Consider the following 20,287-nt stretch of genomic DNA (forward strand, 5'->3'; position numbering starts at 1 on the left):
CCCGGTCAAACGAAAGCCGGCCCCGCGCGGGGGCCGGCCATTCTTCGCTCAGGAGGGCGCTCAGAGCGCGCCGAGCGCCTTGTTGAGGTTCTCGTCGACCTTCTCGAGGAAGCCCATCGTGGTGAGCCATTTCTGGTCGGGCCCGACCAGCAGCGCCAGATCCTTGGTCATCCAGCCGGATTCCACCGTCTCGACCACCACCTTCTCGAGCGTGGTGGCAAAGGCCATCAGCGCGGTGTTGCCGTCGAGCTTGGCGCGGTGCTTGAGCCCGCCGGTCCAGGCGTAGATCGAGGCGATGGAGTTGGTCGAGGTGGCCTGCCCGGCCTGGTGCTGGCGGTAGTGGCGGGTCACCGTGCCATGCGCCGCCTCGGCCTCGACGATCTTGCCGTCCGGCGTCATCAGCTGCGAGGTCATCAGGCCGAGTGAGCCGAAGCCCTGCGCCACGGTGTCGGACTGCACGTCGCCATCGTAGTTCTTGCAGGCCCAGACGAAGCCGCCGTTCCACTTCATGCAACAGGCGACCATGTCATCGATGAGCCGGTGCTCGTACCAGATGCCCTTGGCCTTGAATTTCTCCTCGAACTCCTCCTCGAAGACCTTCTGGAACAGGTCCTTGAAGCGGCCGTCATAGGCCTTGAGGATGGTGTTCTTGGTCGAGAGATAGACCGGCCAGCCCAGCGACAGCCCGTAGTTGAACGAGGCGCGGGCGAAATCGATGATCGAGGCATCGAGGTTGTACATCGCCTGGTAGACGCCGGCGGAGGGGGCGTCGAAGACCTCCTTCTCGATCACCGTGCCATCCTCGCCGACGAATTTCATCGTCAGCTTGCCGGCGCCGGGGAAGTGGAAATCGGTGGCCTTGTACTGGTCGCCGAAGGCGTGGCGGCCGATGACGATGGGCCGGGTCCAGCCCGGGACTAGGCGCGGCACGTTGCGGCAGATGATCGGCTGGCGGAACACCACGCCGCCGAGGATGTTGCGGATCGTGCCGTTGGGCGATTTCCACATCTGCTTGAGGCCGAATTCCTCGACCCGCGCCTCGTCGGGCGTAATGGTGGCGCATTTCACCGCGCAGCCGATCTCCTTGGTCTTCTCGGCGGCATCGATGGTGATCTGGTCATTGGTCTCGTCCCGGCTCTCGATGCCGAGATCGTAATAGAGCAGGTCGAGATCCAGATAGGGCAGGATCAGCTTTGTCTTGATGAAGTCCCAGATGATGCGGGTCATCTCGTCGCCGTCCATCTCGACGATCGGGTTGTCTACCTTGATCTTCGACATGCAGGTCCCTTTCCGTTTTGCACGTGCAGCATGATGCGGCTGTAGCCCAGATTCGCAACTTTGGGAAGCATGGTATGCATCGGTATACAAAATGTGACGATCACTGCAGGAAATTTGGGCGGCGATAAGGGATTGGAAAGGACCGGGCTGCTAGATGCGCGCATGTTTGCTCCTCGCCTTCTTCTCGATGCCCTCCTGCTGGTCTGTCTGTTGCTCGCCGGCGTCGGCGCCACGCTGGCTGCCGCGCTCGGCTCCGCCCCGGGCGACGGCGCGCCGGTGCTGGTCATCGCGCCGCCCTGGTCCGAGGGGGCAGGCGCGATGATCGCGCAGGCCGGGGGCCGCGCGATCGGGCCGGACGCCGCGTCTTTCGGCGCACTGGCGGTGTTCGACGGCGCAGCGCCGGTGGCGCAGCTGCGCGCGTTCGGCGCCTGGGCGGTGCGCGACGCCCGCGCGATGGCCTCGCTCTGCGGGGGCCGCTCATGATGTCGAAGCTGCTCTCCTGGGTGCGCGGGCTCAGCGAGCCGTCGCTGGTTGTCCTGCTGGGGCTGATGCTGCTGCCCGTCTTCGTGGCAACGGATCTCTATCTCGGGCGCGCGATGATGCCCGGGACGCTGGGTGCCTCGGCGCTGATGGCGGTGGCGGTCCTGTCGCTGCGCATGCGCTCGGGGCTGCGCGATTACGTCATCGCCACCGCGGTGCTGGCCGAGGTCATGGTGCTGACCGCGGATTACCAGATGCACCCGTGGCAGATCGACACCCACATGGTCTATTTCGTCATGCTGGCCGGCGTATCGGTGCTGGGCCGCGTCGGGGTGATGCTCTACGCGGCCGGCATCGTCGCGGTGCACCACGTGTCGCTGACGCTGCTGCTGCCGGCGGCGGTCTACCCCTCGACCGACCTGATCGAAAACGTCATGCGCACGGCGCTGCATGCCGGCATCGTGGTGATGGAGACGGCGATCCTGACCATGGCGATCCTGCAGCGCAACGCCGCCACCCGCCGGATCGAGGAAAGCCGTGAGCTGCTCGCCGATGAGAGCCACAAGGCTGCGGCGGCGCAGGCCCGGGCCGAGGCGGCGGCGCAGGAGACCCGCGAGGTGGTGGCGTTGTTCAATCAGCATCTGCACCGGCTCGCCGATCGCGATCTCGCCTGTGCCATCGATGCGCCGATGCCGGAGGCCTTCGAGTCGCTGCGCCACGATTTCAACCTAGCGGTGCGCCAACTCGAAGAGGCGCTGCGCAGCGCCGGCGCCAAGGCGGTCAGCTTCGAGGAAGAGGCGCAGGCGCTGGAGGCGGTGACCGGCGATCTCTCGGCGCGCAGCGAACGGCAGGCGCATGAGCTCAGCGCAGCGACCCACAGCATGAGCGACATCACCCAGGCGCTGAACGCAACCGCAGATCAGGCCAGCACTGCCTCCGAGCGCGCCAGCGTCGCTCGGCAGAGCGCCGAGCAGGGCGGCGCGGTGACCAACGAGGCGATCGAGGCGATGAACCTGATCGAGCAGAGCTCCTCGGAAGTCGGCAAGATCATTGACCTGATCGACGACATCTCGTTCCAGACCAATCTCCTGGCGCTCAATGCCGGGGTCGAGGCGGCGCGCGCCGGTGAGAGCGGCAAGGGCTTTGCCGTGGTCGCCGCCGAGGTCCGGCAACTGGCGCAGCGCACCTCCGAGGCTGCCGCCGGGGTCAAGACGCTGATCCTCGACAGCGAGGCACAGGTCACCAATGGCGCGCGGCTGGTCAACGAGGCCGGCGTCCGGCTGTCGAGCATCGTCGACGAGGTCAGCGCGGTCAGCGGCATGATCGCGCAGATCCGCGACGAAAGCCGCGGCCAGTCGGGCGGCATGTCGGAGTTGTCGAAGACGCTGGCGCGGCTCGACGCCGAAACCCAGGACACCGCCGGGCTCAGCGAAGAGATGGCCGCCATGGGCCTGCGGCTGCGCAGCCACGCTCGCGAGCTCCTGGGCGACATGGGCGCCTTCCACCTCGAGGGTGAGCAGAGCGCCGCAGATGGTCACCGAAAAAGCGCATGACACGGCGCGCGGCGGCTCGGGGGCGAAGATCGATGCGGGCTCAGTTCGAGTTTCAGGGTCAGCTTAAAGGGCAGGTTCGGAGCCAGATTCAGGGGCTGGCGTCACGGCCGCCGCCGGAGGACCGCCCGGCACGGGGCTCAGGCCGCCTCGGCCGCCTCGGCGCGCAGCAGCCAGCGCATCAGCGCCAGCGCCAGCACCGCCTCGACGAAGATCCCCGCCGCCAGCGGCACCGGCGTGCCGTCGAACATCAGCCCGTTCGGCACCGCGATGAGCACGCCGGCCACCGTCGCCACCGCCCCGATCACCGAGGCCGCGAGCCCGGCGATATGGCCCACCGGCTCCATGGCGATGGCGTTGATGTTGCCCACCGTCAGGCCCATCTGGAAAAACACCGAAAGCTGCCAGACCAGGAACAGCGCAAAGCCGGGCGTGCCCGAGAGGCCGAAGCCGAACAGCGCCAGGGTTATGCCCGCCATGACCACCTGCACCGCCAGCATGGCGCTGATCAGGAAGCGCATCCCCAGCCGCATCACCAGCGCTGCGTTCAGCACGCTGGCCGAGGCGGCGAGGATCGCCACGCCGCCGAACCAGATCGGGAAGCTCTCGGCGCGGCCGAAGCTGATGTCGTAGATCTGTTGCACGGTGGAGATCATCGAGAACAGCATCGCGAAGATCAGCGCCTGCACCGCGATCGAGATCACCACCACCCGGTGGCTGAGCAGCTCGGCCAGCGAGGCGCGGAACGCCGGCAGGCGGAACGGCTGGCGGTTCTCGCGCGGGTGGGTCTCGGGGAGGCGCACCATCAGCCAGAGCGAGGCGACACTGGAAAACAGCACGAAGGCCCAGAAGATACCGCGCCAGCTGGTGGCGTCGATGATCACCGCGCCGATCGAGGGGGCGAGGGCCGGGAACAGGGTGAAGACCATCATCACGAAAGACATGATCCGCGCCATCTCGCGCCCCGAGTAGAGATCGCGCACGATGGCCAGCGCCACCACCCGCGGACCGGCGGCGCCCAGCCCCTGCAGCAGGCGGGCGGCAAGCAGCAGCTCGAGGGTCTCGGCATAGGCGGCGAGGATCGAGGCCGCGACATAGAGCGCCGCCCCGCCCAGCAGCACCGGCTTGCGCCCGGACACATCGGAAAGCGGCCCGGTGAAGAAGGTGCCGATCCCCATGCCGAAGACGAAGCTGGTCACCACGAGCTGCGCGCGGTTGATCGCGTCGGGCGTCAGGTCGGCGCCGATCTCGGGCAGGGCCGGGAGCATGGCGTCGATGGAGAAGGCGATGGTGGCGAAGAGCATCGCGAGCAACGCGATGAACTCGACCCGTCCGGGAACAGACCGCATGTGACCTCTGAATGTGCAGGGCCACGCCGGAGCAGCCTCAGCTGCCGGCGGCGGGCCGGTTTACCGCTACCACCGGGCTATCGGAAAACGGTATACCGGCACAACCGGGGACCACGCGCGGAGGCGCGCAATCCGGCCATGCGTTCGGCGCATGTCATTGCGGCAGAGGCGCGGGCGGCCGGCTGGTTCAGGCGGCGCCTTCGCGGATCTCGGCGATCACCTTCGACCAGAGCGCGGTGGGCTGCGCGCCGGGCACCGCATGCTGGCCCGCGACGACGAAGGTCGGCACCGAGGTCACCCCCATGCCGCGCGCCGTTGCGTCCATCTCGACGATCTCCCGCCGGTCGGCATCGGAGGTCAGCAGGCGCTGGATCAGGCTGGCATCGAGCCCGCAACCATCGGCGATGTCGGCCAGAACCTCGCGGTCGCCGATATCGCGGCCATCGACGAAATAGGCCTGGAACAGCGACGAGACCACGGCGGTCTGCACGCCCTCGATGCCGCCCCAGTGGATCAGCCGGTGCGCATCCACGGTCGAGGGGGTCTTCTCGATGGCGTCGAGGTTGAGCGTCAGCCCGGCCTCGGCGGCGTGCTCGGCCACCGGCATGTAGGCCTGCACCGCGCCCTCCTTGCCGCCGAACTTTGCCTCGAGATAGGCGCGCCGGTCCATGCCCTCGGCGGGCATGTCGGGGTTCAGCATGAAGGGCCGCCAGCGGATGGTGAACGGGTGATCGGGCTCCTCGAGCAGGGCGCGGTCGAGGAGGGCTTTGCCGATATAGCACCAGGGGCAGATCGGGTCGGAGAAGATGTCGAGCGTGACCATTACCATGTCCTTTTGAGGCCCTTCTAACAGGGCGCGCGCCGGGAATCGACAGCGGAACGACGCGGCGCTCAACCGGTTGCGGCGGCGATGGCGCGCAGGGTCTCGCGGTCGAGCAGCCGCACCGCGCCCCGGTCGAGCGCCACGATGCCGCGCCGCGCCAGCGCGTCGAGGCGACGCGAGACGACCTCGCGGGCAGAGCCGATCATGGTGGCGATCTCGGCGTGGGTGGCGTGCAGCGTGTCGCCGTCGCTCTGGGCGAGGAGCGCCTCGGCGAGGCGGCATTCGACGCGCTGAAACGCCACTTTTTCAAGCAGATGCATCATGCTCTGCATGCGCTGCGCGAAGGCGGAAAAGACGAACTCGCGAAAGCTGGCCTCCTCGGCCATCAGGCGCAGGAAAAGCGCGCGCGGGATCAGCACCAGCCGGCTGTCACTGCGGGTCACGGCCTCTCCCGAATAGTCCTCGCCGCCCAGCAGCCCGAGGGTGGATTGCACGCAGCTCTGCCCCGGCTCGACCGCGTAGAGCAGGATGTCGCGCCCGGTGGGACCGGTGAGGCAGACATCGACCCGGCCCGAGAGCACGATGACGAAGCCGCGCACCGCCTCGCCGGGGCGGAACAGCACGGTGCCGCGCGAGGCGTCGAAGGGCGCCAGCTGCGCCAGCGCGGCGCGGCCCTCGGGCGAGAGCGCAGCGATCTGCGGGGGGATCTCGGTCCAGCTCATGGCGCGCAGCATGGCGCGAAAGCGAGGTGGCGGAAAGAGGGGCTGCGGAAAGAGGGGCGCGATGCCGCGCCCCCTCCGCAGATCGACCGAGGATCAGCTCCGGCCGCGCTCTTCGAAGCGCGGCAGCATGGCGGAGAAATCGCGCCCCTTGCCGCCCTCGTCCTCGACGAAGCTCCGGTAAAGCTCGAGCGCGCGATGGCCCATCGGCGTATCGGCATCCGCCGCCGCTGCGGCCTGCTGCGACAGGCCCAGATCCTTGAGCATCAGCTCGGCTGCGAAGCCGGGCTGGTAGCCGTTGTCCGCCGGCGATTGCGGCCCGACGCCGGGCGCCGGGCAATAGGCGTTCATCGACCACGAGTAGCCCGATGAGGTCGAGACCACGTCGAACATCGCCTCGCGCGAGAGGCCGAGTTTGTCGGCCAGCGCGAAGGCCTCGCAGGTGGCGATCATGGTGACGCCGAGGATCATGTTGTTGCAGATCTTCGCCGCCTGGCCATTGCCCGACGGCCCGCAATGGACGGCCTTCTGGCCCATGACGTCGAAGAGCGGCTTGGCCTTGGCAAAGGCCTCCTCCGAGCCGCCCACCATGAAGGTCAGGGTGCCGCCCGCCGCACCGCCGATGCCGCCCGAGACCGGCGCGTCGAGCGCGCCGAGCCCGGCCTCTTCGGCCTGCTGCGCCACCGCGCGGGCGCTTTCGACATCGACGGTCGAGCAGTCGAGCAGCACCGCGCCGGGCGACATCGCCGGGATCACCTCGGCGGCGACGCTGCGCAGGATGGCGCCGTTGGGCAGCATTGTGATGACGACCTCCGCGCCGGTCGCGGCCTCGGGGCCGGAGGCGGCGGTGCCCACGCCCTCGGCGCTGGCGCCGGCCACGTCGAAGCCGGTGACCTCGTGGCCGGCCTTGGCCAGGTTGGCGGCCATCGGTGCGCCCATGTTGCCGAGCCCGATAAATGCGATCTTCATGGTGTCTCTCCTCCCTCGCGGCGCCTCTCAGAGCGCCAGTTCTGCCTCTCCGAGCGATGCCAGCATGGCGGCAATCCGGTCCTCCGTCACCTCCTCGATGGGGAAGCGCCAGCTCGGATTGCGGTCCTTGTCGATGATCTGCGCCCGCACGCCCTCGAGGAAATCACCCTCTTCGACGATGCGGTGCGAGACGCGGTATTCCTGCTCGAGCGCGCGGCGGATGTCGGGCGTGCCCTCGCGCAGCCGGGCCAGCATGGCCAGCGTCACAGCCATCGACAGCGGCGCGTTGCGGCCCACCGCCTTGGCGGCGCGCGCGGCGATCTCGCCTTCGGCCGCATCGAGCGCGGCCTTGATCTCGGGCAGGCTGTCAGAGGCGAAGAGCGTGTCGATCTCGCCCTGCGCCGCGGCCAGCGGGCTCTCGGGGGCGGGCCCTGCGGCGGCGTCGAGCGCAGAGACGCTGCCGGTCTCGGCCAGCTCGGATTTCAGCGCCTCCCAGCGCGCCTCCGGCACGAAGAGATCGGCGAAGCCCGCGTGCAGCGCGTCGCCCGGCCCCATGCGCGCTGCGGTGAGGCCGAGATAGGCGCCGAGCCGCCCCGGCGCGCGGGCCAGCAGCAGCGAGCCGCCGACATCCGGCACGAAGCCGATGCCGCATTCCGGCATGGCGATCTGCGCGCTTTCGCCGATCACCCGGTGCGAGACATGCCCGCCCAGCCCGACGCCGCCGCCCATGACGAAGCCGTGCAGGAAGCTGACGATGGGCTTGGGATAGTCGGCGAGCTTGGCGTTCATCCGGTATTCATCGCGCCAGAAATCGCGCCCGGCGTCGAAATCGCCACTCAGCCCGGCGCGGTAGATCTCGGCGATATCGCCGCCGGCGCAGAACGCCTTCTCGCCCTCGGCGTCGAGGATCACAAGGTCGACGGTAACATCGTCGCGCCAGGCGTCGAGCGCGGCCTCGATCGCCATGCACATGTCATAGGTCAGCGCGTTCAGCGCGCGGGGGCGCGTCAGGGTGATTTGGCCGGCACGGCCATGCTTGCGGATATGGGTGTCGCTCATGGGCTCCTCGGCGGCTCCTTGGCGGGTCGGTTTTGGGGGCGGCAGGCCCCACGAGGGGGGCCTGCCAAGGCGCGGCGTGAGTGGTGCCTTTGCGCGTGTGTTCGGGTCAGGACGAGACGAGGCTGCGCGCGACGATCATGCGCATGATCTCGTTCGTGCCCTCGAGGATCTGGTGCACCCGCAGGTCGCGGACGATCTTCTCGATGCCGTAATCGGCAAGATAGCCGTAGCCGCCGTGCAGCTGCAGGCATTGATCGGCCACCCTGGAGCCCGCCTCGGTCACGAATTTCTTCGCCATGGCGCAGAACTTGGAGGCGTCCGGTGCGCCGGTGTCGAGCTTCCACGCCGCTTGGCGCAGGAAGGTGCGGGCGGCCTGCAGCTCGATCTCCATGTCGGCGAGGCGGAACTGCAGGGCCTGGAACTGGTCGATGCTCTGGCCGAAGGCGCGGCGCTCGGCCATGTAGGCGAGCGTCGCGTCGAGCGCCGCCTGCGCGGCGCCGAGCGAGCAGGCGGAGATGTTGAGTCGGCCGCCGTCGAGCCCGGCCATGGCGTAGCGGAAGCCCTTGCCTTCTTCGCCCAGCAGGTTGCCCGCGGGCACCGGGCAGGCGTCCATCTGGACCTGCCGCGTGGGCTGGGCTTTCCAGCCCATCTTGGCCTCGAGCCCGCCGAAGCTCAGCCCCTGGGTGCCGTCGTCGAGCACCAGCGCCGAGATGCCGCGCGGGCCGTCATCGCCGGTGCGGGCCATGACGATATAGGCGTCGGAATAGCCTCCGCCGGAGATGAAGGCCTTGGTGCCGGTGAGGCTGTAGCCATTGCCGGAAGGCTCGGCGCGGGTCCGCAATGCGGCGGCATCCGATCCCGAGCCGGGCTCGGTCAGGCAGTAGGAGAGCACGGTCTCCATGGTCAGCGCCTTCGGCAGGTAGCGCGCGCGCAGATCCTCTGAGCCGTAGAGGTCGATCATCTTGGCGCACATGTTGTGGATCGACAGAAAGGCCGCCACCGCCGGACAGGCCATGCTGAGCGCCTCGAAGACCAGCGTGGCGTCGAGCCGGGTGAGCCCCGAGCCGCCGTTCTCCTCGCTGACATAGATGCCGCCCAGGCCCAGCTGGCCGATCTCGGTCCAGAGCTCTTTCGGGATCGTGCCCTCGGCCTCCCAGGCCATGGCATTGGGCGCCACGTGTTCCTGGCCGAAGCCGTAGGCCATGTCGAAGATCGCCGTCTGCTCCTCGCTCAGCGCGAAATCCATGTCGGGCCCTCCCTGCCGTGATGGAAATGAACAACTGTTCATAATCTGGCGGAAAGCGGATCGGGATGCAAGCGGTTGTGTGGCGCGTGTGGAGAGGCAGGTTGGGGGCGCTGCCCCCGCCGCGGCTTCGCCACGACTCCCCCGAGGTATTTTGAAACCAGAGAAGATCAGGCGGAGCGCCCGTGTCTTCTTCTGGCCAAAAATATCCCCGCCGGAGGCAGGCCGGACCTCGCGGCCGGGAGATGGGCTGGGAGTTGGGCGCTCAGGCGAGGGTGTCGCGGATGATGCGCTCGACCTTTTCCAGCAGGACGGCGTTGTCGAAGCGGGCCACGGCGGTGTCACGGGCGGCGCGGGTCATGGCGGAGCGGTCTTCCATGTCGAGAAGCTGCGCGATGCGGTCGGCAAAGCCCGCCTCGTCCCATTCCGGGACCAGGAGGCCATTGACGCCGTCCTCGACCGCCTCGGGGATGCCGGCATGGATCGTCGAGAGGGTGATGCAGCCACAGGCCAGGGCTTCCTGGATCGCCGTGGGCAGGCCCTCGGTATTGCCGTTCCTGGCGGTGACCGAATGCTGCAGGAAGATCTCGGTTGTCATCAGGTGCCGGCGCACCTCGTCATGGGGCAGGGCGCCGGTGAAGGTGATCTGATCGGCGATGCCGAGTTCAGTGGCCATTGTCTTGCACGGGGCAAGCAGGGGGCCGTCGCCGATGAAGGTGAGATGGGCGTCGCGGCCCTTCGCGGCGCTTGCGAAGGCGCGCAGGGTCACCTGTGGTGCCTTCTTCTCGACCATGCGGCCCACCGCGAGGAACGAGCCGGGGATCTTCTCGGCGGGCGTAAAGCGGCGGATGTCGACGCCCGAGGGCACCACGTGGGCATTGGGATGGTTGACGCCGTGGCGGGCGAGGTTGTCGAGCAGGAATTGCGAGACCGAGAACACGCCCGCCAGGCGCGGCATCATGTGCCTGTAGGCACGCACGGTCTTCTTCGAGCGCAAGGCAAAGCTGGCATCGGTGCCGCGGAAATAGCTGAAGCAGGGCAGGTCCATTTCCTGAGCGAGCTTGGCCACCACCAGCGCCTGCGTGCCGAACTCGGCCAGGATCACCTCGACCTGCTGCTCGCGCAGCCAGTCGCGCAGGCGGGCCTTGTTGTCGCCGAAGGGCAGCCGGCCGGTGCTCTCGGTGAGCGCGTTAAAGCCCATGGCAAAGGGCGCGCGCAGACGGTCGGCGGTGGAGAGCGGCGCGCGGCGCTCGAAGATCGGCTTGCCGAGCGGGTCGGTGCCGTTGAACCGCCCGGTGAGCACGCAGGTCTCGCCGCCGAAGATGTGCTCGATATGGCGGTTGATGAAGGTCTCGCCCGGGACGAAGAAATCGGACGTCGCGATGCAGGTCTTCATGGGGCACTCCGAGGGTTGCGGCGCGGCCCTTGTGCCCCTCCCGACCGCGCCGCGCAAGTGGGGCGCCCGTCTGCCGGGCGCCCCGATGCCGTTCAGCCGAGCACGCTGGCCACGGCGTCGCGGGTTACCGAGACGATCTCGTCGGCCTCGGCGCGGCTCAGGCAGAGCGGCGGGGCGAAGCCCAGGATGTCGCCCTGCGGCATGGCCCGCGCGATCACGCCGCGCTCGAGCATCGCCGCCACAACCTTGGCGCCCTTGCCCTCGGAGGCATCGAAGAAGGCGCGCGCGTCGCGGTCCCTCACCAACTCCACCGCGCAGAGCATGCCCTCGCCGCGGACTTCGCCGACATGGGCATGATCGCCGAGGGCGGCGCGCATGGTCTCGGTGAGGTAGGCGCCGGTCTCGGCGGCGTTCTGAACGAGGTTCAGCTCGTCGATCAGCTGCAGGTTGGCGATGCCGGCGGCGGCGCCGATCGGGTGGGCGGAATAGGTCCAGCCATGGCCCAGCACGCCGTATTCGTCGGTGCCCTGGCAGAGCACGTCCCACATGCGCTGGCCGACGATGGTGGCCGAGAGCGGCGCGTAGGCGGAGGTCAGGCCCTTGGCGGAGGTGATGAGATCGGGCTTCATGCCATAATGGTCCGAGCCGAACATCGAGCCCAGCCGTCCGAAGCCCGTCACCACCTCGTCGGCGATGAGCAGGATGTCGTGACGGTCGAGCACCTCCTGGATCGCCGGCCAGTAGCCCGCCGGCGGCGGCACGATGCCACCGGTGCCCAGCACCGGCTCGCCGATGAAGGCGGCGATGGTGTCGGCGCCCTCGGCGGCGATCAGCTCCTCGAGCTTGGCCACGCAATGGGCGACGAACTCGGCCTCGGTCTCGATGCCCTCGGGGCGGCGGTAGTAGTAGGGCGCCTCGGTATGCACCACCTGCGTCAGCGGCAGGTCGAACTTCTTGTGAAAGAGTTCGAGCCCGGTGAGCGAGCCGGTCATCAGGCCCGAGCCGTGATAGCCGCGCCAGCGCGAGATGATCTTCTTCTTCTCGGGCCGGCCGAGGATGTTATTGTAATACCAGACCAGCTTGATGTTGGTCTCGTTGGCGTCCGAACCGCCAAGGCCGAAATAGACCCGGGCCATGTGATCGGGCGCCCGGTCCATCACCATCTTGGCGAGCGTGATCGAGGCCTCGGAGCCGTGCCCGGCATAGGCGTGGTAATAGGCCAGCTCGTGCGCCTGCTTGGCGATCGCCTCGGAGATCTGCGTGCGGCCGTAGCCCACGTTGACGCAGTAGAGCCCGGCGAAGCCGTCGAGCAGGCGGTTGCCGTCGCGGTCGGTGATGTAGACGCCCTCGCCGCCGGTGACGACGCGCTGGGGGGCGTCGCCGCGGGCGAACTGGCCGAGATGGGTGGAGGGGTGGAAGAAGCTCTCGCGGTCCCACTTGCCCAGTTGGTCATTCGTCAGCATGGATCTGTCCTTCTTGGTGGTCTTGTCGATGGGCGCGTGGGGCTCAGCCCCAGTCGCGGCAGACGTATTTGATGTCGGTGAAGGCCTCGAGGCCCTGCCGGGCGCCCTCGCGGCCGAGCCCGGATTGCTTGGTGCCGCCGAACGGGATCGGCGCGCCGGTGACCTTGGTGCGGTTGACCGCGACCATGCCGAATTGCAGCGCCCGAGTGAGGCGGTAGATGCGGCGCGGGTCGAGGCTGTGGACGTAGGCCACGAGCCCGTACTCGGTGTTGTTGGCGCGGGCGATGACCTCGGCCTCGTCATCGAAGGGCGTGATCGGCGCGACGGGGCCGAAATTCTCTTCCGACATGATCGCGGCATGATCGGGCACGTCGGCCAGCACCGTGGGCTGGAAGAACAGCGGGCCATGCGCCTCGGAGACCGTGCCCCCGGCAAGAAGTCTGGCGCCCTTGGCCAGCGCGTCCGCGACTTGCGCCTGTTGTTTCTCGATGGCGCGCTCGTGGATCAGCGGGCCGATCTCGGGGTCGGTCATGCCGTGACCCATGGTGAGCGCCTCCACCGCCTTGGTGAAGCGGGCGCAGAATTCGTCATAGACGGGGCGCTGAACGTAGATGCGGTTGGCGCCGAGGCAATCCTGCCCGGAGGTGGCGAACTTGGCCTTCACCGCCTCGGCCACCGCGCGGTCGAGATCGGCATCGTCGAAGACGATGAACGGCGCGTGGCCGCCAAGCTCGAGCACCAGCCGCTTGACCGTGTCGGCGGACTGGCGATAGAGCAGCCGGCCGATCTCGGTCGAGCCGGTGAAGGACAGCGCGCGCACCCGGCTGTCGGCGGTCCATTCGCCGACGATGGCGGCAGCGTCGCCGATCACCGTGTTGACGACACCCGAAGGGAAGCCCGCGCGGCGGGCCAGCTCGGCCAGCGCAAGCGCCGAGAGCGGCGTCTCGGCGGAGGGGTGGATCACCACGGTGCAGCCGGCGGCAAGTGCTGCGGCGGCCTTGCGGGTGATCATCGCGCAGGGGAAGTTCCACGGGGTGACGAGGGCTGCGACCCCCACCGGCTCGCGCCAGAGCTCCATCTCGGCATCGGGCAGGTGGCTGGTGACGCCCTCGATGTTCGGGCGCAGCGCTTCCTCGGCGTAGAACTGTACGAAGCTCGCGGCGTAGTCGATCTCGCCCCGGGCCTCGGAGATCGGTTTGCCCTGCTCGGCGACCATGATGCGGGCGAGGTCTTCCTTGGCCTCATTGATCAGCGCGTGCCAGCGGTGCAGGATCGCGGCGCGGTCCTGCGGCAGGGTCAGCGCCCAGTCGGCAAAGGCGGCATCCGCGGCATCGACGGCGGCGCGGGCACCGTCGGCCTCGCTGATCGCCACCTTGGCGACGAGCTGGCCGGTGGCCGGGTCACGCACGGCGAGACGGCCACCACCGGGGAAGTCGCCGGCATTGGGCATGAGGCCGGGATCGGCAAGGCCGAGGGTCGGGCTGTTCGAGAGATCGGTCATGGGCAACACCTCCTGGATGCCCTCAGACTGCGTCGGGCGCGGGAGAGGATTTCTCCGGAGTTTCTCGCGGGTGAAGAAAGTTTCTCTCCGTTTTTGCTGCGCTGCGGAGAGGATTTCTCTGCTGATCACTCTCGGCCCCCAATGGGGCAGAGCAGGCGCATCGCGGGAGATTGGTCTTCGACGGCGGCGTAGGACGTTGCAGGAAATGTCCCGCTGCCCGGGCCGGCCGATCCGCAGCGCGTTGGGGCTTGCCTCTTTCGTGGATAGACTGGCGTTCTCACCAGAGCGGAGAGGTTATCTCCGGTCGTGTGGCCACACCATTTGGCAGCCCATGGGCGGGAGGATCGGGTTTTGCCGGCTCCACGGTGACGCTCCTTTCGATCTACCGCAGTCCGGGGGCGGCTGAACGGCAGGGCGGTCCGCGTGCCTCAGCTTGCTGGAGCGGGTGTCTCTGAAGAGCGGAGAGGAAATCTCTGCCTGTCTCGCGCTGCGCTCAGTCGGCGCCGCGCAGCAGTCCCATGGCAGGGGGATCGGCCTTCACCGGCTTGGTGACGATGTAGCTGTAGTAGCGCCGCACCCCCGCGCGGCTCTCCAGCAGCCCGTCCATCATCTCCTGGAAGGTGGCGACATCGGTGGTCACCACCTGCATGAGATAATCATAGCCGCCGCCGATGGCCCAGCAGCCGGTGATCTGGTCCATTCGGGCCACGGTGCGCTCGAAGAGCTGGAAGCTCTCGGCCTTGTGGCTCTCGAGCTCGACGGTGACGAAGACCTGCACATGGGGGCCGAGGGAGGCGAGGTCGATCTCGGCCCGGTAGCCGGTGATGTAGCCGGCCTTCTCGAGCCGCTTCATGCGCTCCCAGCAGGGGGTGGGCGAGAGGTTCACCCGCGCCGCCAGCTCGGTCTTGGCGATGCGGCCCTCGCGGCTGAGAGTGGCGAGGATGGCGATGTCTCTGTGATCGAGGCGGGTGGACTGCATCCCCCGCTTGTTCCGGCACCGGGGCGGTTTGTCAATCGAGCGAAGCAAGGGAGGGATGTCGGGGCGGCTGGTTGGGCTGCGCGGGATGGACGCTGTGGGCAGCCGGTCCAAGAACGGGGCGGCGCGAAGCGGCGGCGAGGGGGGGCGTCCCGGGGCGGGCAGCGGGCGGAGCGGAAGCGCGGCCTCGGGACGGGCGCCTCTCCTTGGCGGGTCGAAGCGGCGATCTTCGAGAGCAGGCTAGCAGGTCTCGCGAACCCGGGGCGATGGGCGGTGGAGCCTCCGGCATTCAGGGCGGGGCTTTGACACGCTAGAGGCGAATATTGCGCATTGACACCCGCGCTTCACAATGGAGCAATGGCCGTATCGGACGTTGAAACGGGAGACCCGCACATGAGATCCGCCCTGTTCCTTCTCGCAGCCAGCTCGATCCCGGCAGCCGCACTTGCGCAAGAGACCGTTACGCCGGAAACCTATATCCGTGCCGAGACGGACATGGCCTTTGCGCAGTTTCAGGCCAACGCGGGCAATGACGTCAACCGCTTCTTCTACATTCGAAAGCCGACGCCGCTCGATGCGCAGGATGTCGTTCGCATGAACCGGGATACGCTCTATGCGGGCTCGGTCGTCGACACGGAGGGAGGCGCGACGATCACCATCCCCGACTTCCCCGATGACCGCTATTTTTCGATCCTCGTCGTCGACAACGATCACTATGCGCCGATCGTGTTCTACGAGCCGGGCACCCACGAGATCCCGGACGACACCAAGTACGTCTCGCTTCTCATGCGCATCCAGATCATGGACCCGGACGACCCCGAGGACATTGCCCTCGTCAACGACCTGCAGAACGCCTTCGTGATCGAGGCGTCGAGCCACGATCTCTTTCCCGAACCGCAATGGGACCTGGAGAGCATGCTGTCGCTGCGCGCCGGGTATGAGCAGGAGTTCCAGAACTTCGCGCAGTACGAACCCGACTGGATGGGGCCGCGCGGAGAGGTGAACGAGGAGACGCGCCAGCTGGCCGCCGCCGGGGCATGGGGGCTTTTTCCCGAGAAGGATGCCGTCTACATCAACTACACCGGCCCGTCCTCGGCAGAGGTCTGCTACACCGCGACCTACGAGGTGCCGCCCAACGATGCGTTCTGGTCGATCACCGTCTACGGCGCGGACGGGTTCATGGAGAGCGACAACAACATCGTGAATGACCGCAATGTCACGCTCAACGAGGACGGCACCTTCACGGTCCATTACGGCTCCGAAGCGCTCTGCGGCGCGCAGCCCAACCGGGTGGACATCAGCGAGGGCTGGAATTTCCTGATGCGGATCTACCGTCCGGGCGATGCCGTGCTGGAGCGCAGCTACGCGCTCCCCGATGTGGAAGCGATGCCGGGATAGAGGGGCGGGCCACCGCTCCCGCTGATCGCGGCGAAGCGGTATCGGGATCCGAGCCGTCTCCCGAGGGGGGGCAGGCCTTGCAAGAGCGCCCTCTGGTCTTCATGGCGCTGTCCGGCAGTGTCGGGCCTCGGCTGCGCCATTGCGGCTGGCATAGACCTGTCGTGGAGCGCGAGAGAGGAGGGGGCCTGCCATGCAAAGGCCCCGCGCAGCGAAAAGCCCGGGCGGCGGGCCCGGGCCTGTCATGGCGCGTAGATCGGGGGAGGTGCGCTGGGCGAGGCCCTGCGCCCGGCCTCACATCGAGAAGCTGGTGCCGCAGCCGCAGGAGCTGGTGGCGTTGGGGTTCTCGATGACGAAGCGCGCGCCGATCAGCTCTTCCGAGAAATCGATCACCGCGTTGGTCAGGAAGGGCAGGGAGACCTCGTCGATCACCACCTGTTCGCCGGCGCCCTCGAGCACCAGATCGTCCTCGGCCGGGTCGTCGAGCTTGATCTCGTACTGGAAGCCCGAGCAGCCACCACCCTCGATGGCCACGCGCAGGGCCTTTCCCTGGGCATGGGCGCCGATCTCGTGAAGGCGGGCAAAGGCACGGTCTGTGACTTTGGGGGGCAGGTTCATGGCAAGACTCCCAACGGTTTATCTTGGCGGACTTGTCGAATATAGGGATCTCAAGGACAGGCGGCAACCGGGCGAAACGATCCGGCCCGCGGCAGACATGAAGGCGATAGCGCATGGCGATCTACGCTTGCGATCCACAGCACGCGCGCGGCCGCCGCGTCAGCGAGGAAGAGAGCGCGTTCCGCTCCTGCTTCCAGCGTGACCGGGATCGCATCATCCACTCCTCGGCCTTCCGGCGGCTCAAGCACAAGACCCAGGTCTTCGTCGAGCATGAGGGCGATTTCTTCCGCACCCGGCTGACCCATTCGATCGAGGTGGCGCAGGTGGCGCGCACGATGTCGAACGCGCTGGGCCTCAACACCGATCTGACGGAGGCGGTGGCGCTGGCGCATGATCTCGGCCACACCCCCTTCGGCCATACCGGCGAGGACGCGCTGCACGAGCTGATGGCGCCCTATGGCGGATTCGACCACAACGCCCAGGCGCTGCACATCGTCACCTCGCTCGAGCGCCACTACGCCGAGTTCGACGGGCTCAACCTGACCTGGGACACGCTCGAGGGCATCGCCAAGCACAACGGCCCGCTGCTGCCGCTGGCGGAAGGCGAGGAGCTGCCGGTGACGCTGGCGGAATACAACGCCCACCACGATCTCGAGCTGCACACCCATGCCAGCGGCGAGGCCCAGGTGGCGGCGCTGTCGGATGACATTGCCTACAACAACCACGATCTGCAGGACGGTCTGCGCGCCGGGCTGTTCACCGAAGAAGAGATCGCCGAGCTCGCGCTGATCGGTCCGGCTTATGCCGAGGTCGACCGGCTCTATCCCGGGCTCGATGTCTACCGCCGCCGCCACGAGGCGCTGCGGCGGGTGTTCGGCTACATGGTCTCCGACGTGATCGACACCAGCCGCGTCCGTCTCGAGGCCGCCGCTCCCGAGGGGCCGCAGGCGATCCGCAATCTTGGTCGCCCGGTCATCGCCTTCTCGGATGACATGTGGGTGCAGCTGAAAGAGATCCGGAGCTTCCTGTTCCGCCGCATGTATCGCGCACCCTCGGTGATGGAGATCCGCACCAAGGTCACGCAGGTGGTGACCGATCTCTTCCCGCTGTTCATGGCGACCCCCTCGCTGCTGCCCGAGCGCTGGCATGTCGAGATCGCCGCCGCCGAGGACGAGACCGCGCTGGCGCGGCTGGTCTGCGACTACATTGCCGGCATGACCGACCGCTACGCGCTGCAGGCGCATTCGCGGCTGATGGGCGTGGACATCCTGCACGACGTGCGCTGATCCGCGCGTCTTTACTGGACAGAAACCACTTTCGGCACATCTGATGGTGTCCGGCGCGTGGGCCTCGAGCCTGCGCGCCCTTGCGTATGCCCGCTCGGGCAGCCGACTGGCGAAAGGACGACGATGGCAGTGGCGGAAACCTCGGGGCTCGACCCGGTGATCGGATTTGCCCTTGTGGGCGCGCTGGGCGTGGGCTCGCAATGGCTGGCCTGGCGGCTTCGGATGCCGGCCATCGTACTGATGCTGGTGGCCGGCCTGGCGATCGGGCCGGGGCTCGGCGTGCTCAACCCCTCGGAGGATTTCGGACGGCTGATGCAGCCGATGCTCGCCATCGCGGTTGCGATCATCCTTTTCGAGGGCGGCATGACGCTCAACTTCCAGTCCCTCAGCGACGCCGCAACCGGCGTGCGTCGGCTGGTGCTGGTCGGTGGGCCGCTGGGCTGGGCCGCCTCGACGGCGGCGCTGCACTGGGCGGCGGGGCTGTCATGGGAGGTCTCGGCGGTGTTCGGCGGCATCATGATCGTGACCGGCCCCACTGTGATCGCGCCCCTGCTGCGGCAGGCCCGGCTCAAGCGCCGCCCGGCGGCGCTCTTGCAATGGGAGGCCATCGTCAACGATCCCGTCGGCGCGCTGGCGGCGGTGCTCGCCTTCGAGGTGGTCATCGTGCTCAACAATGCCGAGACGGCGGGCGACGCGGTACTGCAGATGGTGCTCGGCGTGGCGGTGGCCATCGCGCTGGGCGTGGCGGGCGGCTGGGGGCTGGCGCGCGCCTTCCGCAACGCGCTGGTGCCGGAATACATGAAGGTGCCGGTGCTCTTCGTGCTGCTGCTCGGGGTCTTCGCGCTCTCCGACAGCCTGCTGCACGAGAGCGGTCTGCTGGCGGTCACCGTGATGGGGCTCTGGATCGCGAATGCCAACCTGCCGAGCTATGCCGAGCTGCGCCGCTTCAAGGAGCATGCGACGATCCTGCTGGTCTCGGGCGTGTTTATCCTGCTCGCCGCCAACATGAGCCGCGAGACGCTGCTGTCGCTCGACTGGGGCGCGGCGCTGTTCGTGGCGGTGGTGATCCTGATCGCGCGTCCGCTGCCGGTGCTGGCGGCGCTTGGGTTCTCCAACATCCCTTGGCGCGAGCGCCTGCTGGTGGCCTTCACCGGGCCCCGCGGCGTGGTGCTGGTGGCGGTGGCGGGCCTCTTCGGCGAGCGGCTCGCCTCGCTTGGCATCGCCGATGCCGAGCGCATCGCGCCGCTGGCCTTCGCGCTGGTGGCGGCCACCGTGGTGCTGCACGGCTTCACCCTGACGCCGATGGCGCGGCTGCTGGGCCTCACCGCCACCGAGACGCCGGGGGTGATGATCGTCGGCGGCTCGCGCTGGTCGGTGGCGCTGGGGCTGGCGTTCAGGAAACTCGACCTGCCGGTGCTGCTCGCCGATCCCAACCGCGCCCATCTGCGCAGCGCGCGCGAGGCGGGGCTCGAGACCTTCTGGGGCGACATTCTGTCGGAGGCCGCCGAGCACAAGCTCGACTTCGTCACCTACGACAAGGTCATCGCCGCCACCGACAACGATGCCTACAACACGCTGGTCGCCACCGACCTCGCGCCGGAGTTCGGCCGCGAGCACGTGTTCCAGCTCAAGCGCGTGCGCGAGACCTCGGCTCGCCACGCCCTGCCGCCGACCCTCGGCGGGCAGAAATTCGCCGCCGACGAGACCTATTTCGAGGCCAATGCGCGGCTGGCCGAGGGCTGGGAGTTCCGCGTGACCAAGCTCTCGGAAGAGTTCCCGCTGGCGCAGTGGCGCGAGACCAACCCGGAGGCGGTGCCGGTCGCCGATCTCGGCCCCAACGGCACGCTGCGCCTGCTCGGCCCCGAGGACAAGGTCAAGGAGACCGAGGGCACGCGGTTGCTGTTCCTCGCGCCCAAACGACAGGAGCGCAAGGAGGATCGCCGCGACGAGAACGGACAGGACACGATGAAGAGCGCCTGAGCGCGCCGCCCTGTCCGAGAGGCGCTCCGGGCCGCAAGCGCCGGGCTGCCTCCGGCGGGAGTATTTTTGACGAAGAGAAGACAGGGGCGCCGCGCTCCCGTCTTCTCTGGTTTGCAAATACCTCGGGGGAGTCCGCGCGGGCCGCGCGGGCGGGGGCAGCGCCCCCACATACCGGCCTTGCAGCCCGCGCGGCGCAGGCCAT

Annotated in this window: 17 protein-coding genes; 5 read left to right on the forward strand and 12 right to left on the reverse strand. The window is 68.2% G+C overall.

What is annotated here, in order from left to right; all coding sequences use genetic code 11:
• Positions 1-60: 60 nt before the first annotated feature.
• Positions 61-1,278 carry an NADP-dependent isocitrate dehydrogenase gene (locus KUV62_RS17690; protein ID WP_222605062.1) on the reverse strand — a complete coding sequence of 406 codons (1,218 nt, stop codon included), beginning with the start codon at positions 1,276-1,278 and terminating at the stop codon, positions 61-63.
• A 162-nt stretch (positions 1,279-1,440) separates the two neighbouring features.
• Between KUV62_RS17690 and KUV62_RS17695 the strand changes: the two genes are divergently transcribed.
• Both KUV62_RS17695 and KUV62_RS17700 read left to right on the forward strand, forming a co-directional pair.
• Complete coding sequence (locus tag KUV62_RS17695) at positions 1,441-1,761, forward strand: hypothetical protein (protein WP_222605063.1); 321 nt, start codon at positions 1,441-1,443, stop codon at positions 1,759-1,761.
• Positions 1,758-3,311 carry a methyl-accepting chemotaxis protein gene (locus tag KUV62_RS17700; RefSeq protein WP_222605064.1) on the forward strand — a complete coding sequence of 518 codons (1,554 nt, stop codon included), beginning with the start codon at positions 1,758-1,760 and terminating at the stop codon, positions 3,309-3,311. Before KUV62_RS17695 ends, KUV62_RS17700 begins: the two co-directional genes overlap by 4 nt.
• Before the next feature lie 137 nt (positions 3,312-3,448).
• Here KUV62_RS17700 and KUV62_RS17705 read toward each other — a convergent pair whose 3' ends face one another.
• The 10 genes from KUV62_RS17705 to KUV62_RS17750 all read right to left on the reverse strand — a co-directional run bounded on the left by KUV62_RS17705 (position 3,449) and on the right by KUV62_RS17750 (position 14,809).
• Complete coding sequence (locus KUV62_RS17705) at positions 3,449-4,657, reverse strand: Bcr/CflA family efflux MFS transporter (protein WP_222605065.1); 1,209 nt, start codon at positions 4,655-4,657, stop codon at positions 3,449-3,451.
• A 187-nt stretch (positions 4,658-4,844) separates the two neighbouring features.
• On the reverse strand, positions 4,845-5,480 hold the full coding sequence (locus KUV62_RS17710; protein ID WP_222605066.1) for a DsbA family protein: 636 nt from the start codon (positions 5,478-5,480) through the stop codon (positions 4,845-4,847).
• A 68-nt stretch (positions 5,481-5,548) separates the two neighbouring features.
• Positions 5,549-6,202, reverse strand: coding sequence for a Crp/Fnr family transcriptional regulator (locus KUV62_RS17715; RefSeq protein ID WP_222605067.1), 654 nt, complete (start codon positions 6,200-6,202; stop codon positions 5,549-5,551).
• A gap of 93 nt (positions 6,203-6,295) precedes the next feature.
• Positions 6,296-7,168, reverse strand: coding sequence for a 3-hydroxyisobutyrate dehydrogenase (gene mmsB / locus KUV62_RS17720; RefSeq protein ID WP_222605068.1), 873 nt, complete (start codon positions 7,166-7,168; stop codon positions 6,296-6,298).
• Between the two features lie 27 nt (positions 7,169-7,195).
• Positions 7,196-8,227 (reverse strand): enoyl-CoA hydratase/isomerase family protein, encoded by a 1,032-nt coding sequence (locus KUV62_RS17725; protein WP_222605069.1) that lies wholly within the window; start codon positions 8,225-8,227, stop codon positions 7,196-7,198.
• 106 nt (positions 8,228-8,333) lie between these two features.
• Entirely contained in the window at positions 8,334-9,473 is a 1,140-nt protein-coding gene (locus tag KUV62_RS17730) for an acyl-CoA dehydrogenase family protein (RefSeq protein WP_222605070.1), read from the reverse strand.
• Positions 9,474-9,735: 262 nt separating this feature from the next.
• Complete coding sequence (locus tag KUV62_RS17735; RefSeq protein ID WP_222605071.1) at positions 9,736-10,866, reverse strand: glycosyltransferase; 1,131 nt, start codon at positions 10,864-10,866, stop codon at positions 9,736-9,738.
• Between the two features lie 92 nt (positions 10,867-10,958).
• Entirely contained in the window at positions 10,959-12,329 is a 1,371-nt protein-coding gene (locus KUV62_RS17740) for an aspartate aminotransferase family protein (RefSeq protein WP_222605072.1), read from the reverse strand.
• 43 nt (positions 12,330-12,372) lie between these two features.
• Positions 12,373-13,779, reverse strand: coding sequence for an NAD-dependent succinate-semialdehyde dehydrogenase (locus tag KUV62_RS17745; RefSeq protein WP_261395762.1), 1,407 nt, complete (start codon positions 13,777-13,779; stop codon positions 12,373-12,375).
• A 544-nt stretch (positions 13,780-14,323) separates the two neighbouring features.
• On the reverse strand, positions 14,324-14,809 hold the full coding sequence (locus tag KUV62_RS17750; protein WP_222605074.1) for an Lrp/AsnC family transcriptional regulator: 486 nt from the start codon (positions 14,807-14,809) through the stop codon (positions 14,324-14,326).
• Between the two features lie 390 nt (positions 14,810-15,199).
• Here KUV62_RS17750 and KUV62_RS17755 point away from each other — a divergent pair, with 390 nt between their 5' ends.
• Positions 15,200-16,204 carry a DUF1214 domain-containing protein gene (locus tag KUV62_RS17755; RefSeq protein ID WP_222605075.1) on the forward strand — a complete coding sequence of 335 codons (1,005 nt, stop codon included), beginning with the start codon at positions 15,200-15,202 and terminating at the stop codon, positions 16,202-16,204.
• A gap of 291 nt (positions 16,205-16,495) precedes the next feature.
• On the opposite strand, the gene KUV62_RS17760 is transcribed toward KUV62_RS17755, so the two are convergent.
• Positions 16,496-16,819, reverse strand: coding sequence for a HesB/IscA family protein (locus tag KUV62_RS17760; RefSeq protein ID WP_222605076.1), 324 nt, complete (start codon positions 16,817-16,819; stop codon positions 16,496-16,498).
• A gap of 113 nt (positions 16,820-16,932) precedes the next feature.
• Between KUV62_RS17760 and KUV62_RS17765 the strand changes: the two genes are divergently transcribed.
• On the forward strand, positions 16,933-18,105 hold the full coding sequence (locus tag KUV62_RS17765) for a deoxyguanosinetriphosphate triphosphohydrolase (protein ID WP_222605077.1): 1,173 nt from the start codon (positions 16,933-16,935) through the stop codon (positions 18,103-18,105).
• 123 nt (positions 18,106-18,228) lie between these two features.
• Positions 18,229-20,085, forward strand: coding sequence for a cation:proton antiporter (locus KUV62_RS17770; protein WP_222605078.1), 1,857 nt, complete (start codon positions 18,229-18,231; stop codon positions 20,083-20,085).
• Positions 20,086-20,287: the final 202 nt, after the last annotated feature.

Source organism: Salipiger bermudensis, assembly GCF_019801965.1.
Taxonomy (GTDB): Bacteria; Pseudomonadota; Alphaproteobacteria; order Rhodobacterales; family Rhodobacteraceae; genus Salipiger; species Salipiger bermudensis_A.

Bases quoted from the DNA above. Each gene is read 5' to 3' on its own strand.
- KUV62_RS17690 (WP_222605062.1), bottom strand. From the start codon at position 1,278: ATGTCGAAGATCAAGGTAGACAACCCGATCGTCGAGATGGACGGCGAC.
- KUV62_RS17695 (WP_222605063.1), top strand. From the start codon at position 1,441: ATGTTTGCTCCTCGCCTTCTTCTCGATGCCCTCCTGCTGGTCTGTCTG.
- KUV62_RS17700 (WP_222605064.1), top strand. From the start codon at position 1,758: ATGATGTCGAAGCTGCTCTCCTGGGTGCGCGGGCTCAGCGAGCCGTCG.
- KUV62_RS17705 (WP_222605065.1), bottom strand. From the start codon at position 4,657: ATGCGGTCTGTTCCCGGACGGGTCGAGTTCATCGCGTTGCTCGCGATG.
- KUV62_RS17710 (WP_222605066.1), bottom strand. From the start codon at position 5,480: ATGGTCACGCTCGACATCTTCTCCGACCCGATCTGCCCCTGGTGCTAT.
- KUV62_RS17715 (WP_222605067.1), bottom strand. From the start codon at position 6,202: ATGAGCTGGACCGAGATCCCCCCGCAGATCGCTGCGCTCTCGCCCGAG.
- mmsB (WP_222605068.1), bottom strand. From the start codon at position 7,168: ATGAAGATCGCATTTATCGGGCTCGGCAACATGGGCGCACCGATGGCC.
- KUV62_RS17725 (WP_222605069.1), bottom strand. From the start codon at position 8,227: ATGAGCGACACCCATATCCGCAAGCATGGCCGTGCCGGCCAAATCACC.
- KUV62_RS17730 (WP_222605070.1), bottom strand. From the start codon at position 9,473: ATGGATTTCGCGCTGAGCGAGGAGCAGACGGCGATCTTCGACATGGCC.
- KUV62_RS17735 (WP_222605071.1), bottom strand. From the start codon at position 10,866: ATGAAGACCTGCATCGCGACGTCCGATTTCTTCGTCCCGGGCGAGACC.
- KUV62_RS17740 (WP_222605072.1), bottom strand. From the start codon at position 12,329: ATGCTGACGAATGACCAACTGGGCAAGTGGGACCGCGAGAGCTTCTTC.
- KUV62_RS17745 (WP_261395762.1), bottom strand. From the start codon at position 13,779: ATGCCCAATGCCGGCGACTTCCCCGGTGGTGGCCGTCTCGCCGTGCGT.
- KUV62_RS17750 (WP_222605074.1), bottom strand. From the start codon at position 14,809: ATGCAGTCCACCCGCCTCGATCACAGAGACATCGCCATCCTCGCCACT.
- KUV62_RS17755 (WP_222605075.1), top strand. From the start codon at position 15,200: ATGAGATCCGCCCTGTTCCTTCTCGCAGCCAGCTCGATCCCGGCAGCC.
- KUV62_RS17760 (WP_222605076.1), bottom strand. From the start codon at position 16,819: ATGAACCTGCCCCCCAAAGTCACAGACCGTGCCTTTGCCCGCCTTCAC.
- KUV62_RS17765 (WP_222605077.1), top strand. From the start codon at position 16,933: ATGGCGATCTACGCTTGCGATCCACAGCACGCGCGCGGCCGCCGCGTC.
- KUV62_RS17770 (WP_222605078.1), top strand. From the start codon at position 18,229: ATGGCAGTGGCGGAAACCTCGGGGCTCGACCCGGTGATCGGATTTGCC.